This window comes from Corynebacterium tapiri (assembly GCF_006334925.1).
In the GTDB taxonomy this organism is placed as follows: domain Bacteria; phylum Actinomycetota; class Actinomycetes; order Mycobacteriales; family Mycobacteriaceae; genus Corynebacterium; species Corynebacterium tapiri.
Map to the genome: position 1 here is coordinate 93289 of NZ_VDHJ01000002.1, position 21633 is coordinate 114921.

General features: G+C 62.5%; 19 protein-coding genes. 13 read left to right on the forward strand and 6 right to left on the reverse strand.

Annotated elements, in window-relative coordinates; translation table 11 throughout:
- Nucleotides 1-83 precede the first annotated feature (83 nt).
- Together glgB and FHE74_RS01540 are read right to left on the reverse strand one after the other, a co-directional pair.
- Nucleotides 84-2276, reverse strand: coding sequence for a 1,4-alpha-glucan branching protein GlgB (gene glgB, locus FHE74_RS01535; RefSeq protein ID WP_139464665.1), 2193 nt, complete (start codon nt 2274-2276; stop codon nt 84-86).
- A gap of 29 nt (nt 2277-2305) precedes the next feature.
- A complete protein-coding gene (locus FHE74_RS01540) occupies nt 2306-4306 on the reverse strand; it encodes an alpha-1,4-glucan--maltose-1-phosphate maltosyltransferase (protein WP_139464666.1) in 2001 nt (666 codons plus the stop codon).
- A gap of 99 nt (nt 4307-4405) precedes the next feature.
- Here FHE74_RS01540 and FHE74_RS01545 point away from each other — a divergent pair, with 99 nt between their 5' ends.
- From FHE74_RS01545 to FHE74_RS01580, 8 genes are all read left to right on the forward strand, one after another.
- Complete coding sequence (locus FHE74_RS01545; RefSeq protein ID WP_425456313.1) at nt 4406-5245, forward strand: ABC transporter ATP-binding protein; 840 nt, start codon at nt 4406-4408, stop codon at nt 5243-5245.
- A gap of 14 nt (nt 5246-5259) precedes the next feature.
- Complete coding sequence (locus FHE74_RS01550; RefSeq protein ID WP_139464668.1) at nt 5260-6117, forward strand: NUDIX hydrolase; 858 nt, start codon at nt 5260-5262, stop codon at nt 6115-6117.
- A complete protein-coding gene (locus FHE74_RS01555; protein ID WP_139464669.1) occupies nt 6108-7223 on the forward strand; it encodes a THUMP-like domain-containing protein in 1116 nt (371 codons plus the stop codon). Before FHE74_RS01550 ends, FHE74_RS01555 begins: the two co-directional genes overlap by 10 nt.
- Nucleotides 7224-7379: 156 nt before the next feature.
- Entirely contained in the window at nt 7380-8171 is a 792-nt protein-coding gene (locus FHE74_RS01560; protein WP_139464670.1) for an electron transfer flavoprotein subunit beta/FixA family protein, read from the forward strand.
- Nucleotides 8172-8208: 37 nt separating this feature from the next.
- On the forward strand, nt 8209-9168 hold the full coding sequence (locus tag FHE74_RS01565; protein WP_139464671.1) for an electron transfer flavoprotein subunit alpha/FixB family protein: 960 nt from the start codon (nt 8209-8211) through the stop codon (nt 9166-9168).
- On the forward strand, nt 9165-10277 hold the full coding sequence (locus tag FHE74_RS01570) for a cysteine desulfurase family protein (protein ID WP_139464672.1): 1113 nt from the start codon (nt 9165-9167) through the stop codon (nt 10275-10277). The genes FHE74_RS01565 and FHE74_RS01570 overlap by 4 nt, the downstream gene beginning before the upstream one ends.
- Before the next feature lie 18 nt (nt 10278-10295).
- On the forward strand, nt 10296-11534 hold the full coding sequence (locus tag FHE74_RS01575; RefSeq protein WP_139464673.1) for an alpha/beta hydrolase: 1239 nt from the start codon (nt 10296-10298) through the stop codon (nt 11532-11534).
- Nucleotides 11531-13912 (forward strand): bifunctional lysylphosphatidylglycerol flippase/synthetase MprF, encoded by a 2382-nt coding sequence (locus FHE74_RS01580; protein WP_139464674.1) that lies wholly within the window; start codon nt 11531-11533, stop codon nt 13910-13912. Before FHE74_RS01575 ends, FHE74_RS01580 begins: the two co-directional genes overlap by 4 nt.
- Here the strand turns inward: FHE74_RS01580 and FHE74_RS01585 are convergent.
- Complete coding sequence (locus tag FHE74_RS01585) at nt 13824-14672, reverse strand: spermidine synthase (protein ID WP_139464675.1); 849 nt, start codon at nt 14670-14672, stop codon at nt 13824-13826. The two genes, FHE74_RS01580 and FHE74_RS01585, sit on opposite strands and share 89 nt — an antisense overlap.
- A complete protein-coding gene (locus FHE74_RS01590; RefSeq protein ID WP_139464676.1) occupies nt 14669-15031 on the reverse strand; it encodes a PH domain-containing protein in 363 nt (120 codons plus the stop codon). Before FHE74_RS01590 ends, FHE74_RS01585 begins: the two co-directional genes overlap by 4 nt.
- 29 nt (nt 15032-15060) lie before the next feature.
- On the opposite strand from FHE74_RS01590, the gene mnmA reads away from it, so the two are divergent.
- The 3 genes from mnmA (at nt 15061) to FHE74_RS01605 (ending at nt 17597) form a co-directional block, all read left to right on the forward strand.
- A complete protein-coding gene (gene mnmA, locus FHE74_RS01595) occupies nt 15061-16149 on the forward strand; it encodes a tRNA 2-thiouridine(34) synthase MnmA (RefSeq protein WP_139464677.1) in 1089 nt (362 codons plus the stop codon).
- Nucleotides 16150-16234: 85 nt separating this feature from the next.
- The gene (locus FHE74_RS01600; RefSeq protein ID WP_139464678.1) at nt 16235-16648 is read left to right on the forward strand and encodes a hypothetical protein; all 414 of its coding nucleotides are present in this window, start codon (nt 16235-16237) and stop codon (nt 16646-16648) included.
- A 7-nt stretch (nt 16649-16655) separates the two neighbouring features.
- Nucleotides 16656-17597, forward strand: coding sequence for a uroporphyrinogen decarboxylase/cobalamine-independent methonine synthase family protein (locus tag FHE74_RS01605; RefSeq protein ID WP_139464679.1), 942 nt, complete (start codon nt 16656-16658; stop codon nt 17595-17597).
- Nucleotides 17598-17614: 17 nt separating this feature from the next.
- On the opposite strand, the gene FHE74_RS01610 is transcribed toward FHE74_RS01605, so the two are convergent.
- Nucleotides 17615-18292 (reverse strand): 3'-5' exonuclease, encoded by a 678-nt coding sequence (locus tag FHE74_RS01610; RefSeq protein WP_139464680.1) that lies wholly within the window; start codon nt 18290-18292, stop codon nt 17615-17617.
- A gap of 196 nt (nt 18293-18488) precedes the next feature.
- Between FHE74_RS01610 and ligA the strand changes: the two genes are divergently transcribed.
- Complete coding sequence (gene ligA, locus FHE74_RS01615; RefSeq protein WP_425456314.1) at nt 18489-20501, forward strand: NAD-dependent DNA ligase LigA; 2013 nt, start codon at nt 18489-18491, stop codon at nt 20499-20501.
- Here the strand turns inward: ligA and FHE74_RS01620 are convergent.
- Nucleotides 20498-21166 carry an ACT domain-containing protein gene (locus FHE74_RS01620; protein WP_139464682.1) on the reverse strand — a complete coding sequence of 223 codons (669 nt, stop codon included), beginning with the start codon at nt 21164-21166 and terminating at the stop codon, nt 20498-20500. The two genes, ligA and FHE74_RS01620, sit on opposite strands and share 4 nt — an antisense overlap.
- A gap of 169 nt (nt 21167-21335) precedes the next feature.
- Between FHE74_RS01620 and gatC the strand changes: the two genes are divergently transcribed.
- The gene (gene gatC / locus FHE74_RS01625; RefSeq protein WP_139464683.1) at nt 21336-21632 is read left to right on the forward strand and encodes an Asp-tRNA(Asn)/Glu-tRNA(Gln) amidotransferase subunit GatC; all 297 of its coding nucleotides are present in this window, start codon (nt 21336-21338) and stop codon (nt 21630-21632) included.
- Nucleotide 21633: the final 1 nt, after the last annotated feature.

Consider the following 21633-nt stretch of genomic DNA (forward strand, 5'->3'; position numbering starts at 1 on the left):
GGCTACTCCCAGAAGCGAGGCGGGGCGGTGTTAACGCCCCGCACGCTAACACCGCCATGGTGTTCTCGCAGGGTGAGCAGCGATTAGAGTGCTCGATACCACTGCACGCTCATCGCCGGCACATCCACCGTGATGGTGTGCGGCTGGCCGTCCTTGGGCTCATCGGTCGCCTCAACGTAGCGGGGCATGTCGTTTCCGGCACCCTCATACACCGAATCGTCGGTGTTGAGCACCATCTCCCAATGACGGTGTGGTGCGCCCAGGGCATAGCCGTGATAAGTCGCCCCGGAGAAGTTCACCACTGCCAGCAGCGGACTACCGTCGGAGCCCCAGCGCACGTAGGCCAAGACGCTGGCTGCGGCGTCGTCACCCTTGATCCAGGTGAAGCCCTCGGGGCCAAAGTCCTGGCTGTATAGAGAACACGAGTCTTGGTAGATGCGGTTGGCATCCCGCACCAGGCGGGCGATGCCCCGGTGGTATTCGCCACCCCAGCCCTCCATGTCGTCCCAGCTCAGCGAGCGTTCCTCTGCCCACTCGCCGATCTGGCCAAACTCCTGGCCCATGAACAGCAGCTTCTTGCCCGGGTGAGAGTACATGTACCCCAGCAAAGCGCGTAGACCTGCGGCTTTGTTCCAATCGTCGCCGGGCAATCGTTGCCACAGCGAACCCTTTCCGTGGACGACCTCGTCGTGGCTGAACGGCAGCACGTATCGCTCGGAGAAGGCGTAGACGAGGGAGAACGTCAAGGACCCGTGGTGGTAGCTGCGGTGGATGGGATCATGCTTCATGTATTCGAGCGTGTCGTTCATCCAACCCATGTTCCACTTCAGGCTGAAGCCCAGTCCGCCGTGCTCCGTCATCGCCGTCACCCCTGGCCAAGCGGTGGATTCTTCCGCGATGGTGACAATGCCCGGGTGATTGCGATGCACTGTGGCGTTGAATTCCTGCAGCAGGCGTACCGCGTCGAAGTTCTCGCGCCCACCAAATTCGTTGGGCAGCCACTGGCCGGGCTCGCGGGAGTAGTCGAGGTACAGCATGGACGCCACTGCATCCACACGGAGGCCATCGATGTGGAACTCCTCCGCCCAGTACAGCGCGTTGGCCACCAGGAAGTTCCGGACCTCATTGCGACCGAAGTCGAAGACGTAGGTTCCCCAATCGGGTTGTTCACCGCGGCGCCAGTCCGGGTGCTCGTAGCAGGCGGTGCCGTCAAAGCGGCCTAGTGCCCATTCGTCCTTGGGGAAGTGGGCAGGAACCCAGTCGACGAGAACTCCGATTCCGCGGGCATGGAAAGCGTCGACAAGCGCGCGGAAGTCGTCGGGCGAGCCCCAGCGAGCGGACGGCGCGTAGTAGCCAGAGACCTGGTATCCCCACGACCCGCCAAAGGGGTGCTCTGCCACGGGCAGAAACTCCACGTGCGTGAAGCCGTTGTCCGCCACATAGTCCACCAGCTCGGTGGCCAGTTCACGGTAACCGTAGCCTTGCTTCCAGGAACCCACGTGGACCTCGTACACACTCATGGGCTTGGCGGTGGGATCGGAGTGGGAGCGCTGCTCCATCCACTGCTGATCCGACCAGGTGAAAGCACTGGTGCTGGCCACCACCGACACGGTCTCGGGCGGGGCCTTGGTAGCCTTGGCCAGTGGATCTGCCTTGTCTATGCGCCTGCCGTCGGCCGTGTGGATGGCGAACTTATACTCGGTTCCCTCACCCAACCCCGGGATGAAGATCTCCCACACCCCGCTGGAGCCGAGGCTACGCATCGGGAACTGGTTGGGATTCCAGGAGCAGAACTCACCCACCACGGCCACGCCGTGCGCATTAGGGGCCCACACAGCAAAGGCCGTGCCTTCGACCGTGCCCATCGGGGACTGATAAGCCTTGAGATTCGCGCCCAAGACTTCCCAGAGCCGTTCGTGGCGCCCCTCAGCGATCAGATGTAGATCCAATTCGCCGAGCGTGGGCAGATAGCGGTAGGGATCCGCCTTGGTGGTAGTCAATGAGGGGTAATGGACCTCAAAGCGGTAGTCGGGGACGTCCTCTCCCTCCGGCAAGGAGGACGGCGCGAGCTCGGCAACGAAGATGTCGTTGCCAGCAGGGGACATGGCTACTACCGCGTCCCCAATCAGCAGGTTGACGTGGTCCGCTCCCAGCTGGCGGGTGCGCACCACCCAACCTTGGCCAGTGGGGTGCGGGTGCGCCCCGTACACGTCATGCGGGGCGTGGTGCCGGCATTGCGTCAGTCGGCGGAGATCATCGGCAGCGATCGCGGTCATACTTACTGACGCTACCTGTAATCGCCGTGCTAGGCGCGAAAATCGCTGACCGAACGCCAGGCGGTGCGCTCTCGATTTTCCGGTGCCACGTCATCGAGCACAAAGATGTGTGCTACGTCCTTCTTCGGCTCTAAACGCACGAAGTTTCGCTCACCCCAGGTATAGGAGGCGCCGGTAATTTGATCGGTCACCTGGAACTGCCCAGGTTCGCGACCGAGGGCGCCAAAGTCGATGGTGACTGTGGCTTCCTGGGCCCATTGGGGATCCAGGTTCACCACCACCAACACGGTGTTGCCGGTCATGGGATCGATCTTGGAGTATGCCAGCAGCTGGTCGTTATCAACTGCATGGAAGTGGAAGTTGCGCAGCTGCTGCAGCGCAGGCTGCTCGCGACGGATCCGGTTGAGCGTGGTGATGAAGGGTTCTAGCGAATCGCCGGAAGCCAGAGCAGCGTCGAAATCACGGTAGCGAATCTGGTACTTCTCCGAGTCCAAGTACTCCTCGCTGCCTGGCTTTACCGGAACGTGCTCGTAAAGCTCATAGCCGGAGTACACGCCCCACAGCGGAGACATGGTGGCAGCTAGTGCTGCGCGAATGGCGAACATGGCACGCCCTCCGGTCTGCAGAGACTCGTGCAGGATGTCGGGGGTGTTCACAAACAGGTGAGGACGAGAAATGTCGGCGTTCTCGGTGATCAGGTGAGCAAACTCGGTGATCTCCTCCTTGCTGGTCTTCCAGGTGAAGTAGGTGTAGGACTGCGAGAAGCCAGCCTTTGCCAGGCCAAACAGCCGCGCCGGGCGGGTGAAGGCCTCAGCCAGGAAGATGACGTCCGGATCGGTCTCGTGGACCTTTGCGATGAGCCACTGCCAAAAATTGGTGGGCTTGGTGTGGGGGTTGTCCACGCGGAACGTGCGCACTCCCGCTTCGATCCAGAACTGGACCACGCGGTAGATCTCCGCGTAAATCGCTTCCGGGGCGTTATCGAAGTTCAGCGGGTAGATGTCCTGGTACTTCTTCGGCGGGTTCTCGGCGAAGGCGATCGTGCCGTCAGCCAGCTCCGTGAAGAACTCCCGGTGCTGGGACGCCCACGGGTGATCGGGCGCAGCCTGCAAAGCCAAGTCGAGGGCGATTTCGAGGCCGAGGTCCTTGGCATGCTCCAAGAGTGCCTGGAAGTCTTCCATGGTTCCCAGCTCGGGATGAATGGCATCGTGCCCACCGGCGGCGGAGCCAATAGCCCACGGCGAACCCACATCCTCTGGGGTAGGAGTCAGCGAGTTGTTCTTGCCCTTTCGGTTGACCTCACCAATCGGGTGAATGGGAGGGAAGTAAACCGTGTCAAATCCCATGCGGGCGACTCGGTCGAGAGCCTGCGCGGTGGTGGCGAACGTGCCGTGTCCGGTCTGTGAGGTCGAGCGCGGGAAGAGCTCGTACCACGAGTTGTACAGCGCCTCGGTGCGCTCTACCTTGACCTCGCAGATGGGGCCCCGCTCGAGGAGGTCGCGCAGGGGATAATCCTCCAGGATTTCTCGGACCTCGTTGCTCAAGGCCTGGGCAATCCGGTCGTTGAGCTCCAGTTCCTCATCGCGCAGCTGGGATGCCACGCGCTGCAGCACCTGGGCCTCCTCCAGCGGGGTGTGAGTGGCAGCCCGGTCGAAGAGCTCTGCACCGTGGAGGAGGTCGTTGCGCAACTCGGCGGCTGACTGCCCGGCCTCCAGCTTCTTGGTCACCGCATGGCGCCAGGTGGCCATTACGTCGGACCAAGCGTCGACGCGGAAGGTCCACACGCCGATCTCGTCGGGGATGAAGACACCGTGCACCCGGTCCTGATCCATGGGGTCGGTGTGCATGTGGATTGCCAGAGTGTCAGTGCTCTGGGGCGCCGAGACATTCAGGGTTGCGGAGATCGCGTCGTGTCCTTCGCGCCACACCAATGCCGTGACCGGAATGACTTCTCCCACGACAGCCTTCGCGGCGAGTGTGCGATTGGAGATGGAGGGGCGGACGTCGTCAATTCCAAGTCGACCAGTCATGAGCGTGGTGTTTGCCTTTCGCGTGCCGGCAGGACAGTAGTGGCCTCCAGCGTAGTCCAGCTGTGTCACACACACCGGCCAATGCGACTTTCCGCCACAATGGGATGCGTGATGCACTCTGAAGAGACCAACCCTGATCTGTTAGTAGATTTCCGCGCCGTCAGTTTCATCCGCGAGGGGCGTCGCTTGGTCGGTCCTGTGGACTGGCAAGTTGAGCTCGATGAGCGGTGGGTGATCATTGGGCCCAACGGTGCGGGCAAGACCACGTTGGTGCGTATGGCCGCTGCCGAGGCCTACCCCTCGGAAGGAGTTGCTCACCTGATCGGCGAGCGCATCGGGCGCACGGACATGCGTGATCTGCGCGCTGTGATCGGGTTGTCGTCTTCGTCCCTGGCAAATCGAATTCCGGAGAACGAGAAGGTCGGCGACCTAGTCATCTCCGCGGGGTACGCGGTCTTGGGCCGTTGGCTTGAGGAATACGACGAGGTCGACCGGGACCAGGCTTTGGAGATCCTGGAGCAGGTGGGAGCGATGCACCTGCTCGATCGCACCTGGGGCACGCTCAGCGAGGGAGAGAAGAAGCGCGTTCTCATCGCTCGCGCGATGATGACCAACCCCGAGCTGCTCATTCTCGACGAGCCAGGTGCGGGTATGGATCTCGGTGGCCGCGAGGATTTGGTGGCCTACCTGGGAGATCTCGCTTTGGATGCAGACGCTCCAGCGTTGATCATGATCACCCACCACGTCGAGGAGATTCCCTACGGCTTTACTCACGCTCTCCTGCTCGATGAGGGTGAGGTCGTGGCGCAGGGGCTTATCGACGACGTTCTGACCAGCGAGAACCTCTCAAAGGCCTTCCACCAGCCGATCCAGCTGGATAAGGTGGGGGAGCGCTACTTCGCTCGTCGCGTGCGTCGCGGGGGCACGCACCGAAAATAGAGTTAAGGAGCCCCATGCCCCACGGAGCTGTCGCGCGCGATGACATCGATCGCATCGATCCTTCAGAGATCACGGGGTATCGAGGTGCGCGCTTGGCGGCGACGGTCTTGCTGCTTCGCGACGGCCCCACCGGCCTCGAAGTGTGGGTGCAAGAGCGGGTGTCAACGATGCCGAACTTCCCAGGCGTCACCGTATTCCCCGGCGGTGGAGTCGACCGGCGAGACTTTCCGCCGCGGCAGTGGGACTCGGGTGATTTGTGGACGGGCCCCTCGGTGGTCTCGGTCGCCAGGCGCTTGGGCTCCACAAAATACAAGGCACACGCGCTGGTGTTTGCCGCGGTGCGCGAGCTCATCGAGGAGACGGGAACCGCCTTGGCCGTGCATGCTGATGGGGCCCCAATCCGAGACGCCGCGTTTCTCCACCACGATCGCCAGGAGCTCGTGCGCCACCGAAAGTCGCTGACAGATGTGTTGCGCGAGCATAACCTCAAAGTGCGCTCCGACCTACTGCACCCCTGGGCCCGCTGGGTGGGAGTAGCCGAAACCGGAGCGAGCTTTGATGTGCATTCCTTCCTCGCAGTGGCTCCGGAGGGTCAGGAACCCGACGGCGCGACCACCGAGGCCGACGACGCCAACTGGTTCAGCCCGAGTCTGCTTCTCGACGGCTGGCGCCACGGCTTGGTGAGGCTTGTGCTGCCTACCTGGGCACAGCTGCGTCAACTGGAGAGCTACGAAACCGTGGCGCAGGCAGTGGAGGCCGCTGCGCACATGCCTCTTCGGCCAGTGGCAGACAGCCCCCGATACGATCGTCCCTTTCAAGAATTCTTCACCACAACGCCCGAAGACCGCATCGGAGGTATCACGTGGCTTTAAGCGTTGCTGACGTCGACTACCTCCGCGAGGCCGACCTCACGGAGCTCACCGACAAGGCCCAGCTGACCAAAAAGAGCGCCTTGGCAGACGCCCAGCTCGCGCATCAGCTGCACGGCGATTTCGGGCGGGCAGCCCTGGAGCTGATAGCGGCGCGTGCCAGCGAGAAGATCCCCTCCACCTGGTTTGGGGATTCCGACTCCGTCCAGCAAGCCACACCGGCACCGGTGGTAGCAGAACGCGCCCGGAGGCTGCAGGGATTGCGGGTGCACGACGTCACCTGCTCCATCGGAGCAGAAGGAGCCGCCCACCAAGGCGAGTGGATCGGCAGCGACCTAGATCCCGCCCGATTAGCCATGGCACAGCTCAACCTCCCCGGACGGCTCTTGCTGCGCGCTGATGCTCTGCGCCCAGTTAGCCGTGACACGGTCGTGGTAGCGGACCCCGCCAGGCGCAGCGGTGGCCGCCGAATCAAGGACACCATTCCGCCGCTACCTGATCTCATGGCAGCGTGGGCTGGACACGAGATGGCGATCAAGTGCGCGCCGGGTATCGACTATTCGGAGTTTGACGGGCTAGTCAGCGTGTCCTCAGTGGCAGGCAGCGTGAAGGAAACTTGCCTCTACACTGCCGGTTTTAGCTCGGGGGAGCGTCGAGAAGCCGTCATCCACCACGCTGAAGGGATCGATCGGGTTACTGACCTAGAGCCGGATGACGTTGAGGTCGCCAAGCCGGGACGGTTCATCATCGACCCCGATGGAGCGATCGTGCGCGCCGGTCTGGTCAGACAGTTCGCGCATCGAGAGGGCCTGTGGATGCTCGATGAACGCATTGCCCACCTCACCGGCGATCGGATACCTCAGGGGTACTCGGGGTTCGAGGTCATAGAGCAGGTGGGGGTCAAACAACTGAAGCAGGCATTGGCTGCGCTCGATGCGGCATCCGTGGAGATTCTGGTGCGCGGCGTTGACGTTGACCCGGATGCTTTGCGCCAAAAGCTGAAGCTGCGGGGATCGCGCCCGCTAGCAGTGGTGATTACCCGCATAGGACGCAGTGCCACGGCCATGGTGTGCAACCCTCGGCAGTGGGCAGAAGGCCCGCTGGAGTGATGGGCAAGCAACAGATTTATTCGGCAGAAGCGCTGGGCACTTAGCCTGCCCTTCGCCTTGCTGGTAGCTGCGCCGTACAATCGGGCCTCATCGTGCCTTTTGCGCGCCATTACCTAAAGCGTGCACGCCAAAGCTGAGGAAAGGTGAAGTTCGCGGATGTCCGCCATTGTCGTGCTGGTTAAGCACGTTCCCGATACCTGGTCCACGAAGTCGTTGGAGAGCGATCACACCCTCGATCGCGACAACACCGACTCCATCATCGACGAGGTCAACGAATACGCAGTTGAGCAGGCCTTGCGCCTGAAGGAGGCGGACGACTCGCTGACCGTGATCGCCGCCACCATGGGGCCAGGCGCTGCCGACGAGGCGCTGCGCAAGGCGCTAGCGATGGGTGCTGACGATGCCGTTCGGCTCACCGATGATGCCCTAGCTGGCTCGGATGCCATCGCCACTGCCTGGGCGCTCAACGCGCTGGTGAATTCGATTGCCGACGTTGAGCTCATCATTACGGGCTCGGCCTCCTCCGACGGCGAGACGGGGGTCATGGCGGGGCTGCTATCTGAGTACCGGCAGATTCCCGCTCTGACCGCGGTGAACGAACTCAGCAAGCAGGGCAGCACCCTGACGGCGACGCGTATCGACGCCCACGGCACCTACACTCTGGAAGCCAGCACCCCGGCCATCGTGTCCGTAACAGATAAAGCAGACAAGCCGCGCTACCCCAACTTCAAGAAGATGAAGGCGGCGAAGGCCCACGAGATCACGGTTCACGACGCAGCCTCCCTCGGCCTCGATACCGCGCACGTTGGACTCGCAGCCTCTGCCACCCGGGTGAACTCTGTTGCAAAGAAGCCAGCACGCAGTGCCGGTGAGGTCATCAACGGAACGAATCCGCAGGAAGCAGCGGAGAAGATCGCCGACTTCCTCAGCGCTCGCGGTCTTATCTAACCCAGCGTCTACTACTCAGAAAGGACAATAGATTTCCATGTCTCACGTGTATGTCCTCGTTGAGCACGAAGGGGATAAGCTCGCCAGCGCAACGGGTGAGCTGATCACCGCGGCCCGCGCGCTTGGTGTGGTCTCGGCGGTGGTTGTCGGCCAGCCGGGAACTGCAGAGTCGCTGCGCGAAGAACTCGCCGCGCTGGGTGCAGAGCAGATCATCGATGCGCACACCGACGATTACTCGACTCGCCTCATTGCCCCGGAGGTACAGGCACTCCACGCCTTGGGGGCGGCAAATCCGGCCCCGATCGTGATTGCGGGAACCTTGGCGGGCAACGAGATCGCGGGTCGCCTGGGAGTTCGTCTAAGTTCCGGTGTGCTGGTAAACGTGAGCGCAATTGATGCAGATCGCTCCGCCGTTCACACGCTTTTTGGCGGATCCGTGGATGCCGTAGCGGTGGCCGGCGGCCAGTGCCCGATCTACACCCTTCGCCCGGGGTCTGTGAAGGCCGAGCCCAAACCCGCAAGTGGAACTATCGCCCCCATGCCGTTGGGGGCGGCCGCTGACAATGAGGTGCGCGTGCGTGCCTTCGAGCCTGCCGAGCAGGGGACCCGTCCAGCGCTCGTGGGAGCGAGCACCGTGGTCGCCGGTGGCCGCGGTGTCGGATCGGCCGAAGGTTTCGCATCCGTTATCGAGCCTCTCGCCGATTCCCTCGGAGCCGCCGTCGGTGCTACCCGTGACGCTGTGGATGCTGGCTGGTATGCACCCTCTGCCCAGATCGGTCAGACCGGTGAGACTGTCTCTCCGGAGCTTTACATTGGCCTCGGCATCTCGGGCGCAATCCAGCACTTGTCCGGAATGCAGACCTCCGGAACCATCGTGGTGATTAACCAAGACGGCGACGAGCCCTTCTTCTCTATCGCTGACCTGGGCGTTGTGGGAGATCTGCATGAGATCGCCCCGGCTCTGACTGAAGAACTACGCAAGCGCGCACAGGCATGATCTACCTGGATCACGCCGCCACCAGCCCCATGCGCGAGAGCGCGATCGAGGCCTGGGCACGTCACGCCGGGGCAGTCAATCCTGGCGCGCAGTACGCCTCTGGCCGCAAGGCCCGCAGTGTTCTCGACTCCGCGCGCGAGCAGGTCGCCGAGATCATGGGAGCCGACCCTGTGGAGGTGGTTTTCACCGCGTCTGGCACTGAGGCAGATAACGTTGCCGTGCAGGGGCTATTCCGAGCCTCGTCCAGCGCGCGCATCGTTGCGAGCGCAATCGAACATCCTGCTGTCGCAGAAACCGTCGCGCGGCTGGGAGCTGACGTGGAGTTGCTCCCCGTGGATCGCTCTGGCCACATCTGCGACCTCAGCGCGCTGGACACCCCCGCGGCGCTGGCCAGCTGCATGATGGCCAACAACGAGACGGGCGCTATCCAGCCGGTGGAGCAGATCGTCGCCCGGGCTACAGCTCAGGGCACACCCGTTCACGTCGACGCCGTCCAGGCTGTGGGAAAAATTGCGATCAATTTTCACGAGCTGGGGGTGCACACCCTGGCCAGCTCGGCCCACAAGTTCGGAGGCCCGCGCGGTGCCGGATTCCTTCTTGCCCGGAGGGACTCGCCAGTACAGGCGGTGATGTTTGGCGGTGGCCAAGAACGCGGCCTTCGCCCCGGCACAGCCGATGTCGCGAGCGCAGCCGCTCTGGCTACTGCCTTGGGAGAGGCCGTTCATGAGATGGAGGCGGAATACGCCCGGTTGGCTGGATTACGCGACAAGCTTTGGCAGGGGATCTCCTCCACCATCGACGGCGCCGTCCTCAATACCGCGGAGCCTGCTCTGCCCGGCCATTGCCACGTGTCGTTTCCGGGTGCAGACGGAGATTCTTTGATCATGTTGCTCGACGTAGCTGGTATCGAGGCCTCCACCGGATCTGCCTGTCACGCCGGGGTCAACCGCATGTCCGACGTCTTAAGCGCAATGGGTATTCCCGAAGCAGACGGACTCGGTTCTCTGCGGCTAACGCTGGGCAGGACGACCACTAGTGAAGACATCGAGGAAGTCCTTAGGATACTCCCAGGAGTTGTGGAACGAGCGCGCAGCGCGGGGTTGCGTTAGTTACGCTACAGTCGCCCCGTGAATGAACTTGATGCACTGCCGCTGACAACACCATCAGCGGCAGTTGTTCTCTATGGGCTGCTAATACTCAGCGTCATTGCCAGCGCCTGGATGCTGCGAAAGCGTCGTCAAGCTCTGGCGATTCTTGCTGTTCTGGCGGTGGTGTGTGGTGCCTTGGCGTACCTCATCATTGGGGTCATCATCAACCCCTGGCCAGGCGAAATTGAATCGGTGAACTACGCGCTGTTCGCCGCGGTCGTCTTCACTGTCGGAGCAGCGTGCGTGCGATGGTGGGCTGTTGTGCCAGCCCTGATCTGCATCCTGGCCTGCGTGGGCATTACCAATGTGCAATTTCAGATGTATCCCACCGCAGGCGATCTGACTGCACCGCCGGCAAGCGTGAGCATGAGCTACGAGGAATTTAGCCATCTGAAAAAGGCGCCGGTACAGGACGATCAACCGGCGGGAGCCCTGGTGACGCTTCCCGCACACGGGGCGGTCTCCGACTTTCCCGCCCGGGATGCCATTGCCTACGTTCCCCCGGGTTACTTCATGCACCCGCGAACCAAGCTGCCCGTGATCGTCCTCATGGCTGGCAATCCCGGACAGCCAGACCAGTGGTTTAACTCCGGGGATGCGGATCGCGCCGCGGCTGACTTTGCTGCCCAACATCACGGCCTGGCACCGATCGTGATCAGCGTGGACGCGACCGCCACATTCACCGGCAACCCCGTGTGCGCCGACGGCCCGAACTACAAGGTGATGACCTACCTCACCCAGGACGTCCCAAAACTGATCAAGGATTCATTCCGCGTCAATCCTGATACGCAGACCTGGACAATTGGCGGGCTGAGCTACGGCGGGACCTGCTCGCTCCAGGTGATTACCAACCACCCCGAGGTGTACGGGCACTTTTTGGACTTCTCCGGTCAGATCGAGCCCACCCTGGGAAACCGGGCAGACACCGTGCGTGAGATCTTTGGCGGCAATGAAGCGGCCTTCGTGGCAACTAACCCCGCTGACCTGTTGAAGGCACACGCCCACGATGGGCGTTACGCCCACATCAACGGAAAGTTCATCGCTGGCGAGGATGACAAGGAGGCGGTGGCTGCGCTGACTACCATGAATGAACTAACGCAAGCCGCGGGCATGGACACCACCTACGAGAGCGTTCCCGGCGGGCACACATACCAGGTGTGGCGCGCAGCCCTGGCGATGACGTTTGACTGGGCCGCTCAGCAGGGAGGAGTGAAGTGATCAGCACGGTACTGCTCATCGGTACTTGGTTGGCGTTTCCTTGGCGCGAACAGATGGGCGCGGTCCCGGGAGACGTCTTCGCCGGTAGTGCCGGTTTGACCTCCTACCACTTCATCGGACAGCTCCTGACCACCCTGGCTGCGCTCACTCTGGGAATCGCCGCCGAAAAAGTCCTGGGCCGCATCCGATTCGTCATCATCGCCGCGCTCATGTACTTCGTGGGAATTCCTCTGGGCATGAGCTCGGCATTGGTCCTCGAACGCGCCGGGTTGAACACCTGGGGTTCAGATGTTGCCAACGAAATTCTGTTGTCGCCATTGCCGTGGCTATTGGGTACCGCGGCGGTCGCGAGCGCTTGGATGCGTCCGTTGTGGCGCCGACGCACGCGCGTGGTGCTCTTGTCTCTGACAGCAACGATGGTGTTGTACGCGGGAACGCTTCTCGACGTCACAGTCTTCTCCTGTGTGCTGCTGGGACTAGTTGCGGGTCTGCTGGTCAAGCGGCCAATCTGGGTGCGTACGAGTGACCGAGAGGCCCGCGTCCTGGTGGCCGCAGCAGTCCTGTCGACGGGAATGGGCCCGCTGGTTGCAGCCCTGAACCCCACTGCGGCAGGCCCCTTCGCAGAGGCCGTGGAGTTGCTGTGGAAGCCCGACGTCAACGCGGAGACCGTCGAAGCTGTGTGTTCCAGCGACACGGTCGAAGCCTGCCATGAAACGCTCGTGCTGGCCGCGCACACTGGAGTTGGGCCTTTGGTGGCCAACATTATGCCGCTGATCTGCCAGATCGTCATCGCTTACGGCCTCATGCGTGGACGCCGAGTTGCCTGGTGGGCGGCATTGGCGGTGCAGGTGGGTGCAATCGCCGCGCTCTTCTTGGCCATTCTGCGTTTGACCGCATTGGGCACCAACTTCGCGGTTGATGCCGGTCTGCTGTTTACGCCGTGGCTGGCCATGATTCTGGTGCTGCTGCTTACCCGCCGCCGCTTCACTGTCACATCGGCCGGATATCGCCGGGCTGGTTCCGTGGTCGCGCTGGGACTTTTGGTGTCCTCCGCAGCGTGGGTCGTGGGAGCTTGGCTGTGGTCTGCGGAATCCCTGGACCATATTCTTGCCGAGCTGCCAGCTCGACTGGCCCCACCGATCTTTACCGTGGCCGCCGTTCACCAGGTCCTGCCCGAGCATCCCGTGATGTGGTTCATCTACGACTGGGTGTCTCCGATTTTCTGGCTCAGCGTGACCGCTGGCCTGGGCGTGTTGATCCTCAGCAATGCCCGCACCAAGCCGGAGCAGGACCGAGCACGGACGATGCTGACAAACGGCACCGGTGACCACCTGTCCTTCATGACTCTGTGGGAGGGAAACCAGCACTTCTTCGCTCAAGAGGATCGGGGCTACGTTGCTTATCAGGCCCGCGGCACGGTCGCTGTCACCCTGGGCGAACCGGTGGTGCAATCCGGATCGCGTGCAGAGATCGCCAGAGAATTCGAGGAGTTCTGTTCCCGGCAGGGACTCAACGTGGCGTGGTACAGCGTGGGAGAGGAGTTCAGCACCGAATGCCTGGGCAGGGGATTTAATCGTGTGCAGGTCGCCCAGGAAGAGGTCGTGGACACTGGTGAGGCTCCGGTGACGTTTAGCGGAAAGAAATTCCAGAACGTGCGCACTGCCCGCAACACTGCGCTCAAGGCTGGAGTGGAAGCACAAGTGGCCACCTGGGACGAGCTTTCGGCTGCCCATCGCAATGCCATCGTCGAGCTTTCTGAGGCCTGGGTGGCAGAAAAGCCGCTGCCTGAGATGCGTTTCACCTTGGGCACGGTCGAGGAGCTAGCAGTTCCCGGCACTCGTCTGGTACTTGCGGTGGATCAGGAGGATCGCCTTCACGCGGTGACCAGCTGGCTTCCGGTCTATGAGAACGGTCAAGTGGCGGGCTATGTTCTCGATTTCATGCGCCGAACCCCCGATGCGCTCAAGGGCGTCACCGACTTCCTGCTGGCAGAGACTATCGCGCAGGCGCACGAGGAAGGCCTGGGATTCATTTCCTTGTCCGGCGCGCCACTTGCCGGGGGAGGAAGCGAGGATTCCGGCGCTCTGTCGGGAGCCCTAGATTCCCTGGGCGCCGCCATGGAACCGCTGTATGGATTCCGCTCGCTGGCCGCGGCCAAGTCCAAGTTCCGCCCCACAACCCGCAACTGGTTCCTGTGCTATGACGACGAGCTAGCTCTGGGCGGAATCGGCCTGGCCATCACCCGGTGCTACCTGCCCAACATGCGGGCAAGCCATGCCATCGAGGCGCTCAACCAGCTGCGGGCTTCCCGGCAGGATCGTCAGCGCGAAAGCGCCGCGCAGAAGCAGTCGTCATCGAGCGGATCCACGAAGGCGTAGCTACGTGGGCGGGCACGGCCCCGCCCAGGAGCTCGCGGGTCACTTCCGGGCCGAACTCGATGGGGTCCTGAGATCCGATCAAGATGACGTTGCCGTAGCGCCGGCCCTTGAGCATCGCGGGATCGGCAATAGCCGCGCAGTGGGCGAAGGCTTCCTGCATCCCGGCCAGTTCGGCTCTGACCTCAGCCAGATCGCTGTGGGACCCGCAGTTGGCCACGTAAAAGCCGTGTGGCCTCAGTGAGGTTGCTACCTCAGTGAAAAACTCCACGGTGGTCAGAGGCCGGGGCGTGACGGACCCGGAAAACACATCGCGAATCAACACGTCGCGGGTGGCGGGCTTGAATCCACGTGCGACCTCTATGGCATCCCCTACGCGGATCTTGACCGTCGGCGAGCTGGGAACCTCGCAGTGGGTGCGCACCAGCTCTGCCAGGCGGGCATCGATTTCCACCACGGAGTGACGCGATTTGGGCCAGCGATCAGCGAAATACTTGGGCAATGTACAACCAGCACCCCCGAGGTGGGTCATGCTGATGGATCGTGGATCAAAGCGGGCGTCGACAAGCGAGACCACAGCAGAGGCGATCCACCGCATGTATTCAAACTCGAGGACGGAGGGATCACCGGGGACGAAATGGGAGCTGGGAACGCCGTTGACCTGCAGGATGTAGGACCCCGGCCGATAGTCGTCGGACAGGAATTCGGCGGTTCCAGTGGAAATCTCCACCGGGCCGTGGGGCAAGTCTGGGCGGGAGCTCACTGTGCTCCCAGGACAGCGTGGGCAATCAGGCGATCAAGCGCACGAACATCGAGGTTCTTTCCGATGTTGATCTTGAAGGGGCCGATCTTGGTCCACAGCTGAAGCTCGGCGGTGAAGTCGAGCATCCGACCGGCGTTCTCGGTGCTCCAGGCGAGAATCGAGGAGTAGGGGATCGAGTACGTCTCCACCTTGCGCCCCGTCATTCCCTGTGCGTCGCGGAAGATGAGGCGCTTATTGGTGAACACGGCTGCGTCGCGAAACGTGGCAAACGCAGCGTGGGGTTGCTCACCCGGCACCAGGTAATCGCCAATGTCGTTCGGGATCTGAGTTTGGTTTAGGAGGGTCCACTCGGCAATCATGGATTCCACACTAATGCGAAGGGGTGGGCATGAGAGTTCTAGCAGCAATGAGCGGGGGAGTGGACTCCTCAGTTGCAGCGGCACGCGCAGTCGAGGCCGGGCACGAGGTCGTCGGGGTGCACCTGGCGCTCTCACGTGATCCGCAGGCCGTGCGCGCTTCTGCACGCGGATGCTGCTCGATTGAGGACGCGTCGGACGCCCGGCGCGTCTGCGACAAGTTGGGCATTCCCTTTTATGTGTGGGACTTCTCCGATCGCTTCAAGGAAGACGTGATCGATGACTTCGTCGACTCCTACGCGCGTGGTGAGACGCCTAATCCGTGCCTGCGCTGCAACGAGAAGATCAAGTTTGCTGCCCTGCTCGAGCGTGCGCGTGCCCTGGGCTTCGATGCCGTGGCCACCGGGCATTACGCCATCGTGGATGACGAGGGCTACCTGCGACGCTCCACTGACGAGCACAAGGACCAGTCCTACGTGCTGGGTGTGCTTACCAAAACAGAGCTGGCGCATTGCCTGTTCCCGGTGGGAGATACGCCGAAACCACAGATCAGGGAGGAGGCGGCGCGCCACGGCTTCTCGACGGCGAAAAAACCTGATTCCTATGACATCTGCTTCATCCCCGACGGAAACACGCAGGCTTTCCTGGGCGCGAACATCGGGCTGCGCCCCGGCATGATCGTGGATACCGAAGGTACCGAGCTCAAAGAGCATGACGGGGCCTTCAACTACACCATCGGGCAGCGCAAGGGGCTGGACATCAAGGTTCCCTCCGCTGACGGTCGCCCGCGTTACGTCACCGATATTGACGCAGAGACCGGAACCGTCACAGTTGGCCCGCGAGAAGCCCTGCGGGTGAATACGATTCGTGCCGATCGCCTCAAGCGCCTGCACCCCGACATGAATGGTGAACTCGACTGCCTCGTGCAGGTGCGCGCGCACGGCTCCGTGGCGGCGTGCCGCGCGATTATTGCTGAGGATGAGATGGTCATCGAGCTGCACGAGCCGCTCGAAGGGGTCGCCCGCGGCCAGGCAGCGGTGCTTTATCTGCCCGTGTCTGACGGCGGCGGGGAGATTGTCTTGGGATCAGGCACTATTACAGCTACATCACGATCTGCCTAAGTCGCGTCGGGATCCACCACCTCACTTCTCGCCGTTGGTAGCGTGAAAGAGAGCAGAGTTCCCCTATAGGAAGTAGCGAGAAGTCATGATTGGTCGGGCAGTAGCAGCAACCTTGAGCGGCAGCGCGCTCATTCTGGCGAGTGCTCCGGTAGCTTCGGCCGCTATTACCCCGGAGGCAATTGGTGCGCAGGCCGTATCCAACACCAACGCTATGAGCTCGCAGGCAAACCTGCCTTTGCTGAGCGATGTGGCGCCGGTCAGCGCCTGCGACCTGGGAACCCTGGCAGAGATCACTGGCGAGCCCGCCAGCAATATGACGATGGTCAGCTGCGAGTTCCCATTCGCTACCGCCGGAATTGCCAACAGTGATGTGATCTTCGGCTACCACTTCGACCAGGGGCACTGGCGTATCCTCAACTTCCGGGACGAGATTTGCACCAAGACGGTGAACGGTAAGCCCGTTCCGGAGTCCGTCGCCCAGCTGGCGTGGAAGTGCTAAGCGCTCGATGGCTGTAGCTTTCGGCCCCGGCATTATGCCGGGGCATAACTATGTGTCCGCCTGTGACATCGTGCTTTCGGAGACCGGTCAGCTCCCGCACCTTCCCGTTCTGCCCGACCGAGGAAAAGACCACAGCTTGGTGGCCTTAACTGCTGGGCTCAGTCCGGAGCTCTTCCTTGCACCCGGTCCACGCACATGGGTGATGGAGCACCGGGAGTCCTCGCTAAGCCGTAGCTTGCGTGTCAACGTCGAGCGCGACCTGGACGTTGCCGAGGCGCTGTGGACAACGGTGGACGCAGTGAAGTTCCAAATTGCGGGACCGTTTTCTTTGGCTGCTCAGCTGGAGACTCCCACCGGCCAGCCGGTTCTGCAGGACCCAGGCGCGCTGGAGCACCTCACCGACTGTCTTGTGGAGGCCGCGACGCAATTCTCGGCCACTCTCGCGCACCGCTTGGGAGCGCAGCGTGTGGTTGTCCAGGTTGATGAACCCCGCCTGGATGAAGTGGCCGCAGGTGCGCTTCCCGGCCCTACCACCTTTGACCCGATTCGCCCGGTTCACTCTGAGGCCGTGCGCGAGCGACTAGCTCGGTTTCCCGAATCACACCTGCTGCTCAACCTCTGCGGCAGTCCCGAGAACGTGGCTGCGGTCACGGCACCAACCATTGTGGATGTTGCTGCAATGCAGACTCGGTCGGCGCTTCTCGACGTCCTAGGTAACCGACTCGACAGCGCCAGCGCGGTACTGGCGCTGGACCCACAGCGGGTGGCCCAAGATCCCCGCGAAGAAGCGATCGCGCTCGCGCGGCTGTGTCGGAAGCTCGGTGTTGATCAGACGATACTAAGCGGCATCGACGTGACCCTTGCTCGACCACCACAGGATCCGGGACGCAGCTACGCCGGGCTGCACGAGTTGGCCGAGATCCTGACGCGGGACGCGGGCGACCTTTAAAGCCAGGACACGCGCCGTTAACTATGCATCGGCCAGGAGAAGTTCACGGTGCTGGCATCCTTCCCGCGGGATGAGAGGTACTTGTGCAGCCGAGTCTGCATGTCGTAGTAACCCACAGCCTGTTGCTCCATGAGCTCGTCGGTGTCCAACTGCTTAAGCTCGGGCCACATCTGGTTTACCTGTTTCCAGGCGACGCGAGCAGCGGCCAGTGCATCTGCCGAGGCCTCGTGAGCGTTGCCCAGGGTGACGCGGTAGTGCTCGCACACGTTGCCGAGAGTACGTCGACCCTTGCGGTAGGGGTCCTTCCACCGGTCCACCACGAAGGGATCAAACACCGGTCCGGTGACCGTGAACTCTCCGTTGGTGAGTGCATGCAACACCGAGAGGTCGTAGGCCGCATTGAAGACGATGAGGGTAAATCCCTCCTCCCAGCCACGGCGGATCCGCGAGATGGTTTCGTCCAACACCTCGGAATGCTCCCGGCCCTCGGCTTGGGCCTTCTCATTGGTAATCCCGTGCACGTCAATGGCTGCCTGTGGGATCTCCACACCCGGGTTGGCCAGCATCTCCACAGTGTCCGACGATGCGCCCGCAATGGTGATGAGCGCCGACGTGACAATTCGGGCTTCTTTGGGGTTCACCGAGGTCGTTTCCAGATCAAACGACAACATGCGCGACGCGTCGAAGCTACTCATAGCGCTTACCCTAGTAGGTGGGGTGAGCGTTTCACCGAAAATGCCCTTCGGTGCAGGTGATCGCAACTGTTTGGTGGTGGGCTCGCGCTGAAGCCCGCGCGCCGGGTCCCCGGTTAAACTGTCGTGTGTGACCGATGCGAAGGAAAATCCGACAGGCCCGAGATCCGCAGAGGAGACTCAGGATCGCGATCCCGAGCTGCGGCGGCAGTGGAACGAACTGGCAGCACGTGTGCGCGAACACCGGGAGGCGTACTACAACGGCGAGCCACGCATTCCGGATGCGGACTTCGACGCGCTGTTTCGTCAGCTGCAGGAGCTAGAAGAACAGCACCCTGAGCTGGCGGTTCCTGATAGCCCCACAATGGAGGTCGGTGCGCCCGCCCCGGAAGAATCGAGCTTTGCCAACGTTGAGCACCTCGTGCGCATGCTGAGCTTGGACAATGTGTTCTCCGACGACGAGCTCGCGCAGTGGCTCGAGCGCACTCCTGCCGAGGCCTACCTTGCCGAGCTGAAGATCGATGGCGTGTCCATCGATCTGGTGTATGAAAACGGAGAGCTCGTGCGGGCCGCCACCCGCGGAGACGGATCGGTGGGCGAGGACATCACGGTCAACGCACGCGCGATTGAAAGCATCCCGCAGAAACTCACCGGTGACGCGCCGGCATTGCTCGAAGTTCGCGGTGAGGTGTTTATCCGGCCGGAGGACTTTAGCAAGATCAACGCGAAGCGCCCTGAGGATAAGAAGTTTGCCAATCCGCGCAACACCGCTGCTGGCGGTCTGCGGCAGAAGAAGGTCGCGGATGTGAAAGCGCGCAAGCTGCGATTTATCGCACACGGGATTGGGGCCCGCGAGGGAATCGAGCTGGAGTCGCAGTACGACGCCTACGCTCACCTCGCCGAGCTCGGCCTGCCGGTCTCGGAATACACCCAGAGGCTTACTGATCCCGCGCAGGTGAGGGAGACGGTGCGCTACTGGGGGCAGCATCGCCACGACGCCGTCCACGAAATGGACGGGGTCGTCATCAAGGTCGATTCGCTGGCACAACAGCGGGGCTTGGGGGCGACCTCGCGCGCCCCGCGGTGGGCGATCGCATATAAGTACCCGCCGGAGGAGGTCACCACGACGCTGGAAGACATTCAGGTCAGCGTCGGACGCACCGGTCGCGCGACCCCATACGCCGTGCTCAAGCCCGTATTCGTCTCGGGTTCCACAGTGTCCATGGCCACGCTGCACAACCAAAGCGAGGTCAAGCGCAAGGGCGTGCGTATTGGCGACACCGTGGTGATCCGAAAGGCTGGTGAAATTATCCCCGAGGTGCTGGGACCGGTCGTCGAAAAGCGCGACGGAACCGAGCGCGAGTTTGTCTTTCCGCGCGAGTGCCCCTCGTGCGCGACGGTGCTGGCGCCGCAGAAGGAAGGCGATGCCGATTGGCGGTGTCCGAATACGCGCTCGTGTCCCGCTCAGCTCTCGGCACGCCTGGAGTATCTGGCGGGACGCGGCGCCTTCGACATTGAGGCGCTGGGGGAGAAGGCTGCGCGCGAGCTGACTGAGAAGCAGGTACTCATCGACGAAGGCGGGCTCTTCACGCTCACCGAGGACGACCTGCTGAAGACCGTGATTTTTACCAAGAAGGACAAGGCGAGCGATCAACGTGTACTCAACGCATCCGGTGAGAAGCTGCTGACCAACCTGCGGGAGGCAAAGCACACCGATCTGTGGCGAGTATTGGTGGCGCTCTCTATCAGGCACGTAGGTCCCACGGCCGCGCGCGCCTTGGCTGCACGTTACGGGTCGATGCGGGCGCTTATCGACGCCCCCGTCGAGCACCTGGCCGCCACCGATGGTGTCGGCAGCACCATCGCGGAGTCGTTCAAGAATTGGTTTGCCACCGACTGGCACGCCGGGATTGTGGACGCCTGGGCCGAGGCTGGGGTGACCATGGAAGACGACGTCTCTGATCGTCTTGAACAAACCCTCGAAGGAATCACCGTGGTGGTCACCGGCACGCTGGAGGGCTTCACCCGTGACGAGGCGAAGGAGGCAATCCTTGCGCGTGGCGGCAAGGCCAGCGGGTCGGTCTCGAAGAAGACCGACTACGTCGTAGTCGGAGAAAATGCCGGATCGAAGGAACAGAAGGCCCGGGACCTGGGCCTCAAAATCCTCAACGAGGCAGAGTTTGAGACCCTGCTAGCCGGCGGCCAGGTCTAGCTCTGGGCGAGCAGCGGGCCGACGATGTCGGCGAGGTTGCCCAGGTGCTCGACCTCACTGGCCAAAAAGTCCGGCCCGCCGTGACGCCCCAGGATCAGCGTGAGCTCTGTGCCCGGCAGGGCTGCGGCGGCAAGCGCGGTGTCTAAAAGCGACCACGACTCGGGGATCCAGGTCTCATCCTCCGGGTGGAGCGTGCGGGCAGTGGTGACGTCGATTGCGCTGGGCACAGTACCGTCGTCGCCCGGTGCGGCCTGCGACTCGGCGACTCGGTGAATCGTCTCGTCGGAAGCGACCATGATCGCCCACGTAGCCGTCATGGACTGCGGAATACGCTCGACCAATCCCTCAATTGCGCGCTGGCGGTTGGCGCGCTGGCGAGCCAGATCAGCCAGCATGACGATCTGGCCGCGGCGATCCACACGCCCCGCAAAGGGGCGGATGGAATCGACCTCGGCACCGTCTACCGCAGAAACTGCGGTGATCAAGGTGTCTGGCATCGAGCCGGTGGGCAGCTCAATAACGATGTCGTCGGTCACCGTTCCGGTAGGAGAGACATCGACGATGTCCACGGACTGGATGTTTCCACCCACGACGCCGAAGGCCTCGGCCAATGCACCCAGGCTGCCGGGTTCATCGGGAAGCTGCACTCGGACTAGGAAGGACATGTGCGGTACGCCTTTCGGTTGATTTGCCTCTCAATATTATTAATTCCCTTGGCTACGTCTAGTGCGGGGGCAACCGCCGACTGCCAGCTACGCCACCGCAGGGGAAAGCAACGGGGTGAAGTAAGATGAGGTGCAATTATTGCCAGCAACGCGCAAAGGATTGGTATTCGTGCCGGACATCACGCGTGACGAGGTCTCACACCTCGCCCGACTCGCCCGCCTGCGGCTCAGTGACGAGGAATTGGATCACTACGCCGAGCAGATTGATTCCATCGTGGAGACGGTGTCAAAGGTCGGCCAGGTAGATGCAACTGGGGTGGAGCCCATGAGCCACCCGCACTCTATCCCGGCCACGATGCGCGCAGACGAGGTGCAGCGCACGCTGACCGCCGAACAGGCCCTTGACCAGGCGCCCGCCGCTGATGAGCAGCGCTTCATGGTTCCGCAGATTCTGGGTGAGGAGTAGA